At 56.0% G+C, this 15,028-nt stretch carries 12 protein-coding genes; 1 reads left to right on the top strand and 11 read right to left on the bottom strand.

Annotation, left to right across the window (positions count from 1 at the left end):
* Nucleotides 1-14: 14 nt before the first annotated feature.
* Nucleotides 15-1,481, bottom strand: coding sequence for an IMP dehydrogenase (gene guaB, locus ACREYP_RS05400; RefSeq protein ID WP_166871697.1), 1,467 nt, complete (start codon nucleotides 1,479-1,481; stop codon nucleotides 15-17).
* 170 nt (nucleotides 1,482-1,651) lie between these two features.
* On the opposite strand from guaB, the gene xseA reads away from it, so the two are divergent.
* Complete coding sequence (gene xseA / locus ACREYP_RS05395) at nucleotides 1,652-3,037, top strand: exodeoxyribonuclease VII large subunit (protein ID WP_336819135.1); 1,386 nt, start codon at nucleotides 1,652-1,654, stop codon at nucleotides 3,035-3,037.
* Between the two features lie 5 nt (nucleotides 3,038-3,042).
* Here the strand turns inward: xseA and ACREYP_RS05390 are convergent, their stop codons facing one another.
* The 10 genes from ACREYP_RS05390 to pbpC form a co-directional block, all read right to left on the bottom strand.
* Nucleotides 3,043-3,264, bottom strand: a complete 222-nt coding sequence (locus tag ACREYP_RS05390) for a zinc ribbon domain-containing protein (RefSeq protein ID WP_008459403.1) — start codon at nucleotides 3,262-3,264, stop codon at nucleotides 3,043-3,045.
* Nucleotides 3,265-3,311: 47 nt separating this feature from the next.
* Complete coding sequence (gene der / locus ACREYP_RS05385) at nucleotides 3,312-4,817, bottom strand: ribosome biogenesis GTPase Der (protein WP_008459404.1); 1,506 nt, start codon at nucleotides 4,815-4,817, stop codon at nucleotides 3,312-3,314.
* A 123-nt stretch (nucleotides 4,818-4,940) separates the two neighbouring features.
* Entirely contained in the window at nucleotides 4,941-6,122 is a 1,182-nt protein-coding gene (gene bamB / locus ACREYP_RS05380) for an outer membrane protein assembly factor BamB (RefSeq protein WP_166871687.1), read from the bottom strand.
* A 10-nt stretch (nucleotides 6,123-6,132) separates the two neighbouring features.
* Nucleotides 6,133-6,753: a YfgM family protein gene (locus ACREYP_RS05375; RefSeq protein ID WP_008459406.1), complete on the bottom strand. Its 621-nt coding sequence runs from the start codon at nucleotides 6,751-6,753 to the stop codon at nucleotides 6,133-6,135.
* 35 nt (nucleotides 6,754-6,788) lie between these two features.
* Nucleotides 6,789-8,063 carry a histidine--tRNA ligase gene (gene hisS / locus ACREYP_RS05370; protein WP_008459407.1) on the bottom strand — a complete coding sequence of 425 codons (1,275 nt, stop codon included), beginning with the start codon at nucleotides 8,061-8,063 and terminating at the stop codon, nucleotides 6,789-6,791.
* A 115-nt stretch (nucleotides 8,064-8,178) separates the two neighbouring features.
* The gene (gene ispG, locus ACREYP_RS05365; RefSeq protein ID WP_498881179.1) at nucleotides 8,179-9,300 is read right to left on the bottom strand and encodes a flavodoxin/ferredoxin-dependent (E)-4-hydroxy-3-methylbut-2-enyl-diphosphate synthase; all 1,122 of its coding nucleotides are present in this window, start codon (nucleotides 9,298-9,300) and stop codon (nucleotides 8,179-8,181) included.
* 38 nt (nucleotides 9,301-9,338) lie between these two features.
* Nucleotides 9,339-10,331, bottom strand: coding sequence for a cytoskeleton protein RodZ (gene rodZ, locus ACREYP_RS05360; RefSeq protein WP_336819134.1), 993 nt, complete (start codon nucleotides 10,329-10,331; stop codon nucleotides 9,339-9,341).
* A 422-nt stretch (nucleotides 10,332-10,753) separates the two neighbouring features.
* On the bottom strand, nucleotides 10,754-11,917 hold the full coding sequence (rlmN, locus tag ACREYP_RS05355; RefSeq protein WP_008459410.1) for a dual-specificity RNA methyltransferase RlmN: 1,164 nt from the start codon (nucleotides 11,915-11,917) through the stop codon (nucleotides 10,754-10,756).
* A 178-nt stretch (nucleotides 11,918-12,095) separates the two neighbouring features.
* A complete protein-coding gene (gene ndk, locus ACREYP_RS05350) occupies nucleotides 12,096-12,527 on the bottom strand; it encodes a nucleoside-diphosphate kinase (RefSeq protein WP_008459411.1) in 432 nt (143 codons plus the stop codon).
* A 169-nt stretch (nucleotides 12,528-12,696) separates the two neighbouring features.
* On the bottom strand, nucleotides 12,697-14,979 hold the full coding sequence (gene pbpC / locus ACREYP_RS05345; protein ID WP_498881393.1) for a penicillin-binding protein 1C: 2,283 nt from the start codon (nucleotides 14,977-14,979) through the stop codon (nucleotides 12,697-12,699).
* Between the last annotated feature and the right edge of the window lie 49 nt (nucleotides 14,980-15,028).

Raw genomic sequence — 15,028 nt, 5'->3', positions numbered from 1 at the left:
CGGGTGCATAAAGATTAAGAACCCATACGGTAGTTCGGGGACTCTTTGGTGATCGTCACGTCGTGAACGTGGCTTTCCTGGATGCCCGCGCCGCTGATACGTACGAATTCTGCTTTGGTGCGCAGCAAGTCGATAGTACCACAGCCGGTCAGGCCCATGCAGGAACGCAGGCCGCCCATCTGCTGATGAACGATCTCTTTCAGACGGCCTTTGTACGCTACGCGACCTTCGATACCTTCCGGCACCAGTTTGTCTGCAGCGTTGTCGGTCTGGAAGTAACGGTCAGAAGAGCCTTTGGACATCGCGCCCAGAGAACCCATGCCGCGGTAAGATTTGAACGCACGGCCCTGGTACAGTTCGATTTCGCCCGGAGACTCTTCGGTACCTGCCAGCATACCGCCAACCATAACAGCTGCTGCGCCTGCGGCGATGGCTTTCGCGATGTCGCCGGAGAAGCGGATACCGCCGTCAGCGATAACCGGAATACCGGTGCCTTCCAGCGCTTCAACTGCGTCAGCCACGGCGGTGATCTGCGGTACACCTACGCCGGTAACAATACGAGTAGTACAGATGGAGCCAGGACCGATCCCAACCTTCACCGCGCTGCAGCCAGCTTCGGCCAGGGCGCGCGCGCCAGCGGCGGTTGCTACGTTACCGCCGATGATTTGCAGGTCAGGATATTTAGCACGGGTTTCACGAATACGTTGCAGAACGCCTTCGGAGTGGCCGTGAGAGGAGTCAATCAGCAGAATATCAACGCCAGCAGCGACCAGCGCGTCAACGCGCTCTTCGTTGCCTGCGCCTGCGCCAACCGCAGCCCCAACGCGCAGACGGCCCTGCTCATCTTTACAGGCGTTAGGTTTACGCTCTGCTTTCTGGAAGTCTTTTACGGTGATCATGCCGCGCAGGTGGAAGCCCGCGTCTACAACCAGCGCTTTCTCAACGCGTTTTTCGTGCATTTTAGACAGCACGACGTCACGCGCTTCGCCTTCTTTCACGGTAACCAGACGCTCTTTCGGGGTCATGTACACGCTAACTGGCTGGGTCAGGTCGGTCACAAAGCGCACGTCACGACCGGTGATGATACCCACCAGCTCGTTGTCTTCGGTGACGACCGGGTAGCCGGCAAAGCCGTTACGCTCGGTTAATTCTTTCACTTCACGCAGGGTGGTGGTTGGCAGCACGGTTTGCGGGTCAGTAACCACGCCACTTTCGTGTTTCTTCACGCGCTTAACTTCTTCAGCCTGGCGCTCAATGGACATGTTTTTGTGAATGAAACCAAGGCCACCTTCCTGCGCCAGAGCGATAGCCAGACGCGCTTCCGTCACGGTATCCATCGCTGCGGACAGCATAGGGATATTCAGACGAATAGTTTTGGTCAGCTGAGTGCTGAGGTCGGCCGTGTTCGGCAGAACGGTGGAATGAGCGGGAACGAGGAGAACGTCGTCAAACGTCAGTGCTTCTTTAGCGATACGTAGCATGGCAATATCTCAACCTGGGGGTGAATGAGAACAGATAAAATATTGCCGCGGCATTATACAGAGCGTAAGCGATTGCATCCACACTTTTTTCGCAAAACTCCTTGCTAATAGCGAAACGGAAGGTACTATCGACCTAATAACCTGCTGATTTAGAATTTGATCCAGCTCACATGTCGACACAAAATTCTCCCTCAATTTATACCGTTTCTCGCCTGAATCAGACGGTGCGTTTGCTGCTTGAGCAGGAAATGGGGCAGGTCTGGATCAGCGGTGAAATATCTAACTTCAGCCAGCCTTCATCGGGCCACTGGTACTTCACGCTAAAGGACGATACCGCCCAGGTGCGCTGCGCGATGTTCCGCAACAGCAACCGCCGCGTGACCTTCCGCCCGCAGCACGGCCAGCAGGTGTTAGTGCGCGCTAACATCACGCTTTACGAACCGCGCGGCGACTACCAGATCATTGTCGAAAGCATGCAGCCCGCAGGTGAAGGGCTGTTGCAGCAGCAGTACGAGCAGTTGAAACAGAAGCTGAGCGCCGAAGGGCTTTTCGACCCGTTGCACAAGCAGCCCCTGCCCGCTCCGGCTCGCCAGGTCGGCGTGATTACCTCTAAAACCGGTGCGGCCCTGCATGACGTGCTGCATGTATTACAGCGCCGCGATCCGTCGCTGCCGGTCATCATCTATCCGACCGCCGTTCAGGGCGCAGACGCCCCGCTGCAGATTGTGCGCGCCATTGAATTAGCCAACCTGCGCAACGAATGTGACGTGCTGATTGTCGGGCGCGGCGGCGGCTCGCTGGAAGACCTGTGGAGCTTTAACGATGAGCGTGTTGCGCGGGCAATTTTCGCAAGCAAGATCCCCGTTGTTAGTGCCGTAGGGCATGAAACTGACGTCACGATCGCCGATTTTGTCGCTGATTTACGTGCGCCGACGCCGTCCGCCGCAGCAGAAATCGTCAGCCGTAATCAGACGGAGTTACTGCGCCAAATCCAGTCCCAGCAGCAGCGTATGGAAATGGCGCTGGACTATTACCTCGCCCAGCGCTCACGGCGGTTTACCCAGCTACACCACCGCCTGCAGCAGCAGCATCCTCAGCTACGTTTAGCCCGCCAGCAAACCACACTCGAGCGCCTGCGCCAGCGTCTGACCGTGGCAATGGACGGCAAAATGCGCCGGGCTAGTCAGCAGCAGCTGCGCCTTAGCCAGCGCCTGAACCAGCAGCAGCCTCAGCCCCGCATTCACCGCGCCCAGTCTCGCTTACAGCAGCTGGAATACCGCCTGTCGCAGTTAGTAAGCGCTCAGCTTAGCCAGACGAAACAACGCTTTGGCACCGCGCTCGCCCAGCTGGAAGCCGTCAGCCCGCTGGCGACGCTCGCGCGCGGCTACAGCGTGACCACCGCCGAAGACGGCAAAGTGCTGAAGAAAACCAAACAGGTGAAGTCTGGGGACACGCTAACCACGCGTCTGGATGATGGCTGGGTCGAGAGTCAGGTAACGGGCATTAAACCGGTGAAAGCACCGCGGAAGCGCAAGCCCGCGGCGAAAAATGAATAGGCCACTCAGAGCGCGGCGGGAATAAATTCCACGCGCTTTTTAGAAATCAGCCCATGACCGTTCTGGCAGAAATAATCCACCGCGCCACACGCTTTCAACACCTGCAGCGGCTTATGGCAGTCCGGGCAAAGCGCTTCGAGGCGGAAGTCCTTCCCGCAGGCATCGCAGTGTGCCCCATCGTCCGTTTGTTTCAGTTCGCTTTTACACGCCGGGCAATTCAGTTCCATGTGGTATCTCCATATAGTAAAACGGGAGCTTAATGCTCCCGTCCGAATTACTTACTTTTCTTGATGTGCTTGATGAGACGCTTACGCTTACGCATCTGGTTCGGCGTCAGGGTGTTACGTTTCCCGGCGAACGGGTTTTCCCCTTCCTTGAACTGAATGCGGATTGGCGTCCCCATCACGTCCAGCGATTTGCGGAAGTAGTTCATCAGATAACGCTTGTAGGAGTCCGGCAGGTCTTTTACCTGGTTACCGTGAATCACCACGATTGGCGGGTTATAGCCACCGGCGTGCGCGTATTTCAGCTTAACGCGACGACCACGCACCAGCGGTGGCTGATGGTCTTCCGCCGCCATGTTCATGATGCGGGTCAGCAGCGCGGTGCTTACGCGACGCGTGGAGCTGTCGTAGGCTTCACGCACGGATTCGAACAGGTTACCTACGCCGCTGCCGTGCAGAGCGGAGATGAAGTGCACGCGGGCGAAGTCGATAAAGCCCAGACGGTAGTCCAGTGTCTCTTTCACCTGCTCGCGAACTTCGTTGCTCAGGCCATCCCACTTGTTGACCACGATAACCAGTGAGCGCCCACTATTCAGGATGAAGCCCAGCAGCGAGAGATCCTGATCGGAAATGCCTTCGCGGGCGTCAATAACCAGCAGCACAACGTTCGCATCTTCGATCGCTTGCAGAGTTTTGATTACCGAGAATTTTTCTACCGTGTCAGTAATTTTCCCGCGCTTACGCACGCCCGCAGTATCAATCAGCACGAATTCACGCTCATCACGCTCCATCGGAATATAGATGCTGTCGCGGGTGGTGCCCGGCATGTCATAAACGACAACGCGTTCTTCGCCGAGGATACGGTTAGTTAGCGTAGACTTACCTACGTTAGGACGGCCAACGATAGCGAGCTTGATAGGCAGATCCTGAGGATTGAAGGCTTCTTCCTCCTCTTCTTCCTCAAACTCTTCGTCATCGGACACAATGCCGTTTTTGGCGTTAAACGCGGCCCAGTAGGCTTCGTCTTCGTCCATCTCTGCCGGCTGTTCGCGCGGGTCGATATCGTCCATCCACGGCACCAGAACGTGTTCCAGCAGGCTGGTCACACCGCGGCCATGGGAAGCCGCAATCGGGTGGATTTCGCCGAGGCCCAGAGAGTAGAAGTCAATCACCGCCTGGTCCGGGTCAAGACCGTCGGTCTTGTTCGCTACCAGGAAAGTTGGCTTCTGGCGGGAGCGCAGGTGCTGAGCGATAGCTTCATCGGCAGGCATCAGGCCCGCACGTGCATCCACCATGAACAGCACAACATCCGCCTCTTCAATCGCCAGCAGCGACTGCTCGGCCATACGCGTTTCCACACCGTCTTCCGTGCCATCGATACCGCCGGTATCAATACAGATAAACTCGCGGCCTTCGACTTCCGCACGACCGTACTTGCGATCGCGAGTCAGCCCCGGAAAATCCGCAACCAGCGCATCGCGGGTACGCGTTAAGCGGTTAAACAGGGTCGATTTACCGACGTTAGGGCGCCCAACAAGCGCGACCACAGGTACCATTATAAAAGCCTCATTACTCAAAATTTATTAATAAAACAGCGTCAATTTTCGGCTGTTTTTAAAAAGCCAAAACGGCTCCCGAACTACGGGAACCGTTTCAAACGTGACGATTATCCGACAAGTTTAGCGTTTGATGGCGTACAGCGTGCCGTCTTTTGCCTGGATAAGCAGTTTGTCGCTGGCAACCACTGGCGTCGTCTGGAAGCCGGAGCTGTCCACTTTCTGCTGGGCAACAAAGCGCCCATCATCGTTGTTGATCCAGTGCATGTAGCCTTCGCTGTCGCCAACGACCAGGTAGCCATTGTACAGCACTGGCGCGGTCAGGTTGCGGTGCAGCAGATCGCTTTGCGTCCACAGCGTTACGCCGCCGTCTACGTTCAGCGCAACAACGCGGTCATTCTGATCCACCAGGTAAATGCGGTTCCCGTCCACGATGAAGTCGTTCACCGAGCCCATCTCACGTTTCCACATGATCTGGCCGGAACGTAGATCCAGCGCCGTCAGGTTGCCGTTGTAAGCCAGAGCATAAACCACGCCATTCACGATAACCGGCGTAGTATCCACGTCGCTCAGGCGGTCAATTTCTGTCGCGCCAGTCGCCTGGGAGATACGCTGCTGCCAGATAAGCTGGCCCTGCTGCATCAGCACGGCGCTTACGCGGCCGTTATCTCCGCCGACAATAGCGGCACCAAAGGCGGTGGCCGGAGCCGATTCACCGCGCAGGGACAGCGCAGGCATATCGAGGTTAACGCTCCATTTTACCGCGCCGTCAGCTTCGTTCAGCGCCTGCAGCATACCGTTGCTGGTATGAATCAGCACCACGCCGTCGCTCACAACCGGGCGAGACAGCGCTTCGCCAGCCACTTTTGCCTGCCAGGCGATGCTGCCGTCGGAGGTGTTCAGGGCAAAGACTTTCGCTTTTTCGGTGCCAACATAAACGTGGCCGCCGTCAACGGTCAGGCCGCCGGACAGCAGAGCAGGAATATTGCTGGAGAAGAAGCCGGTTTTCTCAGAGAGATCGACCTTCCACTCTTCTTTGCCGTCATCCGCATTCAGCGCTTTCACGGTACCGCGACGGTCAGCAGCATAAATGGTGCTGCCCTGCCACGCCGGATGCAGGTTAGAGTAGAAATCACCGATTCCATCACCCACGGACGTGCTCCACGCTTTTGCCGGAGTGAACTGATTTTCCACCGTTGGCAGCGGGGACATTTTAACCACATCTTCTTCGCCGCTGAACAGGGAGCAGCCGCTGAGCAGCGTCAAGGAGAGCAGCCCAGGCACAAATAGTTTACGCAATTGCATCGGGTCCCTCTTAGCTGGACAAATTATTGATTTTCATCTGCATCATTTCACGCAGGGCCGGAGAAGCATTGGTCTGTGAACCTTTGCTCCACGCATCACGAGCGCCCTGCTTATCCCCTTTACTGAGCAGCGCTTCGCCGCGCAGGTCGGCAACCATCGCTACCCAGCCTTCGCCTTTTACGCTATCCAGGGTTTTCAGCGCGGCATCAGCCTGTTTCTGCTGAATCTGAATGCGAGCCAGACGCAGATTGATCAGCGCCTGCATGTTCGCATCTTTGGTGCTGCTAAGGCCGTTTTGCAGCTGCGTTGCCGCTTTATCCAGCTCGTTTTTATCCACGAACTGCTGCGCCAGCTCTAACGCCGCCAGCGCGCCGTAGGTGTTTTTGTTGTCAGCGGCAAATTTCTCGACCGCTTCCAGCGTTTGCGGCTGGTCTGCTTTCACCGCGCTGGTCACATTCTGGTAAGCCAGGGAGGCTTCACGCATGGAGTCGTCCTGGTGGCCGTTCCAGTAACGCCAGCCCACCAGAGCGCCGATACCCAGCACAACCCCGACTACCAGCGCTTTGCCGTTTTCCGCAAAGAAGCGTTTAACCGCTTCCATCTGATCGTTTTCGTTCTCGTAAACTTCCACGCAGTCCTTCTCCTTAACGAATAATCACCGGGTAATTAACCCAGTAACGCCTGCAGATGGGCGGCAGCGTCGGCTTGCGCGACGTTTTGTTGCTCACCTGTGCGTAAATCCTTAACCACGACTTCGCCTTTAGCGACTTCATCTTCGCCCAGCACCAGTGCAACGCGAGCGCCCCACTTGTCGGCACGAACGAACTGCTTCTTGAAGTTACCGCCGCCGTAGTTAGTCATCAATTTCAGGGCCGGCACCTGGTCACGTAGCTTTTCAGCCAGCAGCATTGCCGCGCCCTGCGTTCCCTGACCTGAAGATATCAGGTACATATCGACAACGGATTCTGCTTTAAATTCAGGATTAATCGCCTGAACCAGTAAAACAAGGCGTTCGAGGCCCATGGCAAAGCCAACCGCTGGCGCCGCGCGCCCGCCAAGCTGCTCCACCAGACCATCGTAGCGGCCACCGGCACACACGGTACCCTGAGAGCCCAGGCTATTGGTCACCCACTCAAACACGGTGCGGTTGTAGTAATCCAGGCCGCGAACCAGACGCTGGTTAACGGTGTAAGCAATGCCTGCCGCATCCAGGAACTGGCACAGACCGGCGAAATGCTCGCGGGACTCTTCATCCAGGTAATCGCCCAGCTGAGGCGCGTCGTTCAGCAGAGCCTGAACGTCCTGATTTTTGGAGTCCAGCACGCGCAGCGGGTTGCTGTACATGCGGCGTTTGCAGTCTTCGTCCAGCTTCTCTTTATGCTGTTCCAGGAAAGCAACCAGCGCATCACGGTAGTTAGCGCGCGCTTCCAGAGAACCGATGGAGTTCAGCTCCAGGCTAACGTGCTGGTCAATACCCAGCGCGCGCCACCAGCGAGCGGTCAGCATGATAAGCTCGGCGTCGATATCCGGACCGTTCAGGCCAAACACTTCCACACCCAGCTGATTAAACTGGCGGTAACGCCCTTTCTGAGGACGTTCGTGGCGGAACATCGGCCCGATGTACCACAAACGCTGTTCCTGATTGTACAGAAGACCATGTTCGATACCGGCACGCACGCAGCCCGCGGTGCCCTCAGGACGCAGGGTCAGGCTGTCGCCGTTGCGATCCTCAAAGGTATACATCTCTTTTTCAACCACGTCGGTGACTTCACCGATAGCGCGTTTGAATAACGGGGTCTGCTCTACAATCGGCAAACGGATTTCGCTGTAACCGTAGCTCGCGAGCACCTGCTTAAGAATGCCTTCAATACGCTGCCAGATGGCGGTTTCGCCCGGCAGGTAATCGTTCATGCCGCGAATGGCTTGAATATTTTTTGCCACGTTTGTTCTCTGCTTTATATACAAAAAATGAACCCGAAATCAGGCCACTTACTCAGGTAAACGGCCGTGCGGGCTCAATCATACACGGGAAGCCCTGTGCTTCCCATGCTTCGCATTATTTTTCCAGCTGTTGGATATCAATACGCTGTTTTTCATCCAGCATGCTGGCTTTGGCACGAATACGCGCTTCAAGCTGCGCAATCATGTCGTCGTTGTCCATACGATCTCGCTGGCGGACGCCATCTTCGTAGAAACCACTTTTTTTATTGCCGCCGGTCACCCCAAGCGTGGAAACCAGCGCTTCACCCGGGCCATTCACCACGCAGCCGATAATGGAAACGTCCATCGGGGTGATAATGTCTTCCAGGCGCTGCTCCAGGGCGTTTACCGTCCCGATGACGTCAAACTCCTGACGTGAGCAAGTTGGACAGGCGATAAAGTTGATCCCACGGGAGCGAATGCGCAGCGACTTAAGGATGTCGAAGCCCACTTTGATCTCTTCCACCGGATCTGCCGCCAGGGAAATGCGCAGCGTGTCACCGATCCCTTCAGAGAGCAGCAGCCCGAGGCCGATAGCGGATTTAACAGAACCCGCGCGCGCGCCGCCCGCTTCGGTGATCCCGAGGTGCAGCGGCTGATCGATCTGCTTTGCCAGCAGGCGATAAGACTCAACGGCCAGGAATACGTCTGACGCTTTTACGCTCACCTTAAACTGATCGAAGTTGAGACGATCCAGATGATCGACGTGGCGCATGGCGGATTCGAGCAGCGCCTGAGGCGTCGGCTCGCCGTATTTTTCCTGCAGATCTTTTTCCAGAGAGCCGGCATTCACGCCGATACGGATAGGAATGTTTTTATCGCGTGCGCAGTCAACCACCGAGCGAATACGCTCTTCGTTGCCGATGTTGCCGGGGTTAATACGCAGGCAATCAACGCCGTACTCTGCGACTTTAAGCGCAATACGGTAATCGAAGTGAATATCGGCGACCAGCGGGACGCTGACCTTCTGCTTGATAAGCTTAAACGCCTCTGCGGCGTCCATTGTCGGCACGGATACACGAACGATATCGGCACCCACGCGTTCTAATGCTTTGATTTGATTAACCGTGGCTTCCACATCGGTGGTGCGCGTATTGGTCATCGACTGAACGGCGATAGGGGCACCATCGCCGATTGGCACATTACCGACGTAGATCCGCTTGGATTTGCGACGTTGGATGGGTGCGGCATTATGCATGGTAAATCTCCACAATTACGCGTCTGAACTGGCGCTGATTATTCAGCACCGACAGTGAGACGTGCAACCTGGTTAGTTCTGATAAAGCGACTCAGGTCCACAGGTTTGCCCTGATATTGAACCTGTACTGCTGACGGTGCGCCAATTTTCAGTTTATAAGGCGCTTTACCCGCTAAATCGAGCTTCGCATCTTTGCGCTGCAGGCCGCTAAACAGCTTTTTGCCGCTGGCGTCAGTCACTTCCAGCCAGCAGTCAGCGGTGAAGTGCATAGACAGCCCCTGAGAGGCGTCCGCAGTCTGATTCACGCCAGCCTGATCGGTTGGCAGTTGGCCTGCGGTTGGTGCTGGCGTTGTCTGGGCGTTATCAACAGGTGCCTGGCTTGGCGCCACAACGGCAGATTGCTGAGCCGCATTTTCAGTAGCGTTTTGCTGAGCTGGCGCAGAAGAAGCGGTGTTCTCCACTGGCGTAGGCAGTTCAACAGGTTGCGCAGGTGTTGATGTAGTAGATGTTGCATCGGCAGGCGTATCACTGCCGGTGTTCAGCGGCACAGACTGGCCGCCGCTGGTTGAAAGTTCGGTGGAAGATTGATCGGCCATGGTCGACAGCTCTTCCTGCTGCGCTTTGTGATTTTGCCACCACCATGCGCCGGTCAGGCCAATCACCACGAACAGAATCAGCCAGGTAAAGCTCATCAGCCAGCCGTCGCGCTTTTTACGACGCTTACCAAGAGAGAAGCTTTGCATCGGCTCAACTTTGGCTGCCTTAATCGGTGCCTGTTTCGCCATCATCGGCAACAGCTCTTCTTCAGGAATACGAACCAGTCGCGCATAAGAGCGGATATAGCCACGCAGGAAAGTAGACGCCAGCTCGGCAGGCGCCTTGTCGTCTTCGATATCCCTGACGGTGGAAACTTTCAGGCACAGGCGTTCGGCCACAGCCTGCTGGCTGAGCCCCATTTGCTCACGTGCATTACGTAAACGCTGGCCTGTGGTTTGTGCTGCATTTGATTCGTTAGTGGCTTCAGTATTCATTAGCTACAACTGCTGGTACTGTTCAAATTAAAGAATTTGGCACAAGTCCTGTACCGCAGCGTCTCCGCTACGTCAGATTGACTCGCACCGCGAAACAAATCTGATACCTGAAGGCTACCCCTCAGTAAAAATTCCCGATTCCCGCCATGCTGTTAGCGCTAGCTGGCATTTTTACGGGCTACCGGACTCGCCGGTTAGTTAACCATAGTCAGCCTTTGGCTGGCTGTCCGTTAACTTTACGAAATGGGCACAACTAAACTGTTGTTGCGACGCTACATACTGCCTTAAAGCCGCCAGAAACGCACCGTAATTATTATGCTGAATGATGTATTAGGCCACGTTATTGACTGTTCATGCACTTTTGCCCGTTTTTTATACCGCGCCAGGCACCCTCGCCCAGCGCGGCAAATCGCCATCTACAATCAAACAGCTTTTACGGCAATAGGTTCGCCCTGCATACGTTTACGCATAGTGCGTTTGGTACGGTCGATCACTTCCCCCGCCAACTGACCACATGCCGCGTCGATATCGTCGCCGCGAGTCTTGCGAACAATGGTGGTGAAACCATAGCTCATCAGCACTTTAGAGAAACGATCGATACGGCTGTTGGAGCTGCGGCCGTATGGTGCGCCCGGGAACGGGTTCCATGGAATCAGGTTGATTTTGCATGGCGTATCTTTCAGGCATTCAGCCAGCTGATGCGCATGTTCGGTACCATCATTGACGTGATCCAGCAGAACGTATTCCACCGTGACGCGGCCCTGGTTGGCGTTGGATTTCTCCAGGTAACGACGAACGGCCGCCAGGAAGGTTTCGATGTTGTACTTCTTGTTGATCGGCATGATTTCATCGCGAATATCATCGGTCGGCGCGTGCAGCGAAATTGCCAGCGCGACATCAATCATATCCCCGAGCTTATCCAGTGCGGGTACCACACCAGAGGTAGAAAGCGTGACGCGGCGTTTGGACAGACCAAAGCCAAAGTCGTCGAGCATAATTTCCATTGCCGGAACAACGTTGTTCAGGTTCAGCAGCGGTTCGCCCATGCCCATCATCACCACGTTGGTGATAGGACGCACGCCGGTTTTCTTCTGCGCACCGATAATCTTCGCCGCGCGCCAGACCTGACCAATAATTTCAGACACGCGCAGGTTACGGTTAAAGCCCTGCTGCGCGGTTGAGCAGAATTTACATTCCAGCGCACAGCCAACCTGAGAAGAAACACACAGCGTGGCGCGGTCTTCCTCCGGGATATACACCGTTTCCACCAGCTGGTCGGCAATTTTGATTGCCCACTTGATGGTACCGTCGGCAGAACGTTGCTCTTCAGCAACTTCAGGTGCACGAATCTCGGCGATCTCTTTCAGCTTATTGCGCAGGACCTTGTTGATGTCCGTCATTTCGTCGAAATCATCACTGCAGTAGTGATACATCCACTTCATGACCTGATCTGCACGGAAAGGTTTTTCACCCAGCTCGGCGAAAAACTCGCGCAGCTGCTGGCGGTTGAGATCGAGCAGGTTAATTTTTTCGGCTTTATTGGAAACAACAACAGGTGTTGCTTCAGGCGTGTTCATTTCAGACATAATGTTTTCCGGCCTCGTTGTTACACGTTATGGCCCCTGGAGGGTTAGAAAAAGAAACGCCCCGGTGAGCAGGCTCTTCCGGGGACGTTGCATTGTACAAATTCTATGGCATAGATGCCACGACTGAAAGCGAACAACTAAGATATTAAGTGTAAATTCGCTTACAGATTTAGAAATATCAACGAGTGCGTGGGCACACTTCGCCTTCGCCGAAGAAGTAGGCGATTTCACGGGCTGCGGATTCTACGGAGTCAGAACCGTGGGTGCCGTTTTCGGTGAAGCTGTCCGCGTAGTCTGCACGCAGAGTACCAGCCAGTGCGTTAGCCGGGTTAGTTGCGCCCAGCAGGTCACGGTGACGCTGTACTGCGTTTTCGCTTTCCAGCACGGAAACCACGATTGGGCCAGAAGTCATGAACTCAACCAGACCGTCGAAGAACGGCTTACCGTCGTGCTCGGCGTAGAAACCACGAGCCTGCTCAACAGTCAGGTGCAGCATTTTTGCGCCAACGATTTTAAACCCTGCAGATTCAAAACGAGTATAAATGTTACCAATAACGTTTTTTGCCACCGCGTTTGGTTTGATGATGGAAAAAGTACGTTCAATAGCCATGATTACCTCTGTAGATGTTCTGTGTGTCCGGGGAAACCCGATTATGAAATTGGCGCAGATTATAAAGAGCAAGTTTGTCGTTGCCTATGGATGGAGATAACATTTTTTTAAAATAAGATTAATTTTGGCAACACTATTGCTGCAGCGGGTGAAATTTCACGTTTTGCCGTCACTGCAGGGTAAAGGTCGCGCTGGCAACCTGCCCGGACTCATCCATCACCACGACCTGATAGTCGCCCGGTTTATTGAGCATTAAGGCCAGCCCGTCGCCTTTACTCTCTTCGCTTTCTCCGTTAATGAACCACCACCGCTGGCCCTGCCCGCCCTGGCTGGAAAGCCGTAGCGGGAGCTGCATCTGCCCCGGTAAGCGTTTCAAAATAGTGCCGTCACGCACGCCGAGCAGCAGCAGCGGCGTGGCACTCTCTTTCTGTAGCGGTGGGCAACTGGCTGAAACTGCTGGCAAACGAGCAGCACGGCGCTCAGTCGGGGGTAGCCAGGGTTCAAGGGGCAATGGCCAGAGAGCAACTGCCTGTTGAATAGCCCCAGGGCAATCGGCTGCCACTCGCTTACCCTGCGCATCCACCCAAATAAGCTGGCGCGTTCCCTGAGCGCCTTCTTGCCCCGGTGCCAGCAGCGTGGGCGGCTGAGCATCGTCCAGAAGCCATGTTGCCAGCCGTCGACGACAGTTCACATCCCCGGCTGGCAATGCCTGGCCGCCAGGCCAGCAGATCTCTGCGGCAGTAACGGAAGTGGGCCGGGGATCGGTCGGTAAATGGAGCTGCTGCACGCGCGAATTAGCCTGCAGCAAATTATTCACCTGATTAAGCAGCGGTACAGCACTCCCTAACCCAAACTGCCCCGCCACCGGCGTACTGTCCGGCCTGCCGGTCCAGATGCCAATCAGATAGCGCGAATTAATGCCTATGGCCCAGGCATCACGATACCCGTAACTGGTCCCGGTTTTCCACGCCAGAGGGACGACGGGAGGTAAAGAAGCATCCGGCTGAGGCTGGGCCTCCCCGGCAAGAATACGGCGAATCACCCACGCAGCTCCCGGCGACATCAGAGGGCGCTCTCGCAGGGCATCACTTTCCAAAACCCGCAGCTGAGCGGCCTTGCCATGACGGGCAAACGCGCCGTAGGCTGCCACTATCTGGTCCAGCCTGGCGCCAGCGCCCCCAAGAATAAGCGACAGGTTGGGCTCACTGCCCTGAGGAAAGCGAAGATTAAGCCCCACGTTGCCCATCTGCCCGGCAAAACGCTTCGGCCCGTAGGCCTCAAGCACCTGAACAGCAGGTAAATTCAGCGAACGCACCAGGGCATCGCTCATGCTTACCGGCCCGTGAAAACCGGTGTCGAAGTTCCCAGGGCGATAATCGCCGAACCGACGCGGAACGTCCTGCAACAACGACGCCGGATGAATCAGCCCGTCATCCATTGCCATGCCGTAAACAAAAGGCTTTAACACGGACCCCGGCGAGCGAATCGCGGTGATCATATCGACATGCCCAAATCGGCTGTCATCGTTAATATCCGCCGATCCCACCCACGCGCGAACCTGCATTGTAGTGTGATCAACTACCAGCATGGCCAGCGAGGAGCGAGGCGGCAGGCGTGATTTCCAGTTCAGCGCCAGCTCTTCCAGCTGGCGCTGTAAAGGAGCATTTATCGTGGTCGCAATCAACGTTGACTTGCTTTTCGATACCAGTGCCCGCGACAGCAGCGGAGCCAGCTGCGGCATCTGTCGCGGTGCCAGCCAAACAGGCTCCTGCAAAGCCTCATCAATCTGCTTTTGCGACCAGACGCCCTGTTCCGCCATACGGCGTAAAACCTTATCCCGCGCCTGTTGCGCTCGTTCAGGCCAGCGATCGGGCCGCAGGCGGCTGGGAGCCTGAGGCAGCACGGCAAGCAAGGCCGCTTCTGAATAACTTAGCTGCTCAGGCGCTTTTCCAAGATACGCCCAGCTTGCCGCGCCGATCCCCTGTAGTGTGCCGCCAAAGGGGGCACGATTAAGGTAGAGCGTCAGGATCTCCGTTTTGGAAAGATGCCACTCAAGCTGAAAGGCCCGCCAGACCTGACGTATTTTGCCGCCGAGTGTACGAGGATGGGGATCCAATAAGCGGGCAACCTGCATTGTCAGCGTACTGCCACCAGAGATCACTTCCCCATTGCGCAGATCCTGCCAGGCCGCGCGCAAGATAGAGAACGGATTGACGCCAGGATGATCCCAAAACCAGCGATCCTCATAGCCGATTAGCGCATCCAGGTAGCGGGGAGAAACCTGATTCAGTACGACGGGGTAACGCCAGATCCCTTCGGCATCAGCAAAACGCCAAAGCGGCGTGCCGTCTGCCGCCACCACCACCCGGGCCGGATTGACCTCTTGCAGCGGCAACGGCCAAAGCTTATCCCCCAGCCAGATAAAAGTGGCAACCAGCAGCGGGACTATCAGCCAGAGATAGCCCCGCCGCCAGCGTAGCCTTGCTCCGTTAAGCACCGAC

The organism is Enterobacter sp. TMH.L2 (assembly GCF_050847315.1).
GTDB lineage: Bacteria > Pseudomonadota > Gammaproteobacteria > Enterobacterales > Enterobacteriaceae > Cedecea.
This window is presented reverse-complemented; position numbering and strand designations above follow the sequence as displayed.

Bases quoted from the DNA above. Each gene is read 5' to 3' on its own strand.
- guaB (WP_166871697.1), bottom strand. From the start codon at position 1,481: ATGCTACGTATCGCTAAAGAAGCACTGACGTTTGACGACGTTCTCCTC.
- xseA (WP_336819135.1), top strand. From the start codon at position 1,652: ATGTCGACACAAAATTCTCCCTCAATTTATACCGTTTCTCGCCTGAAT.
- ACREYP_RS05390 (WP_008459403.1), bottom strand. From the start codon at position 3,264: ATGGAACTGAATTGCCCGGCGTGTAAAAGCGAACTGAAACAAACGGAC.
- der (WP_008459404.1), bottom strand. From the start codon at position 4,817: ATGGTACCTGTGGTCGCGCTTGTTGGGCGCCCTAACGTCGGTAAATCG.
- bamB (WP_166871687.1), bottom strand. From the start codon at position 6,122: ATGCAATTGCGTAAACTATTTGTGCCTGGGCTGCTCTCCTTGACGCTG.
- ispG (WP_498881179.1), bottom strand. From the start codon at position 9,300: ATGCATAATGCCGCACCCATCCAACGTCGCAAATCCAAGCGGATCTAC.
- rodZ (WP_336819134.1), bottom strand. From the start codon at position 10,331: ATGAATACTGAAGCCACTAACGAATCAAATGCAGCACAAACCACAGGC.
- rlmN (WP_008459410.1), bottom strand. From the start codon at position 11,917: ATGTCTGAAATGAACACGCCTGAAGCAACACCTGTTGTTGTTTCCAAT.
- ndk (WP_008459411.1), bottom strand. From the start codon at position 12,527: ATGGCTATTGAACGTACTTTTTCCATCATCAAACCAAACGCGGTGGCA.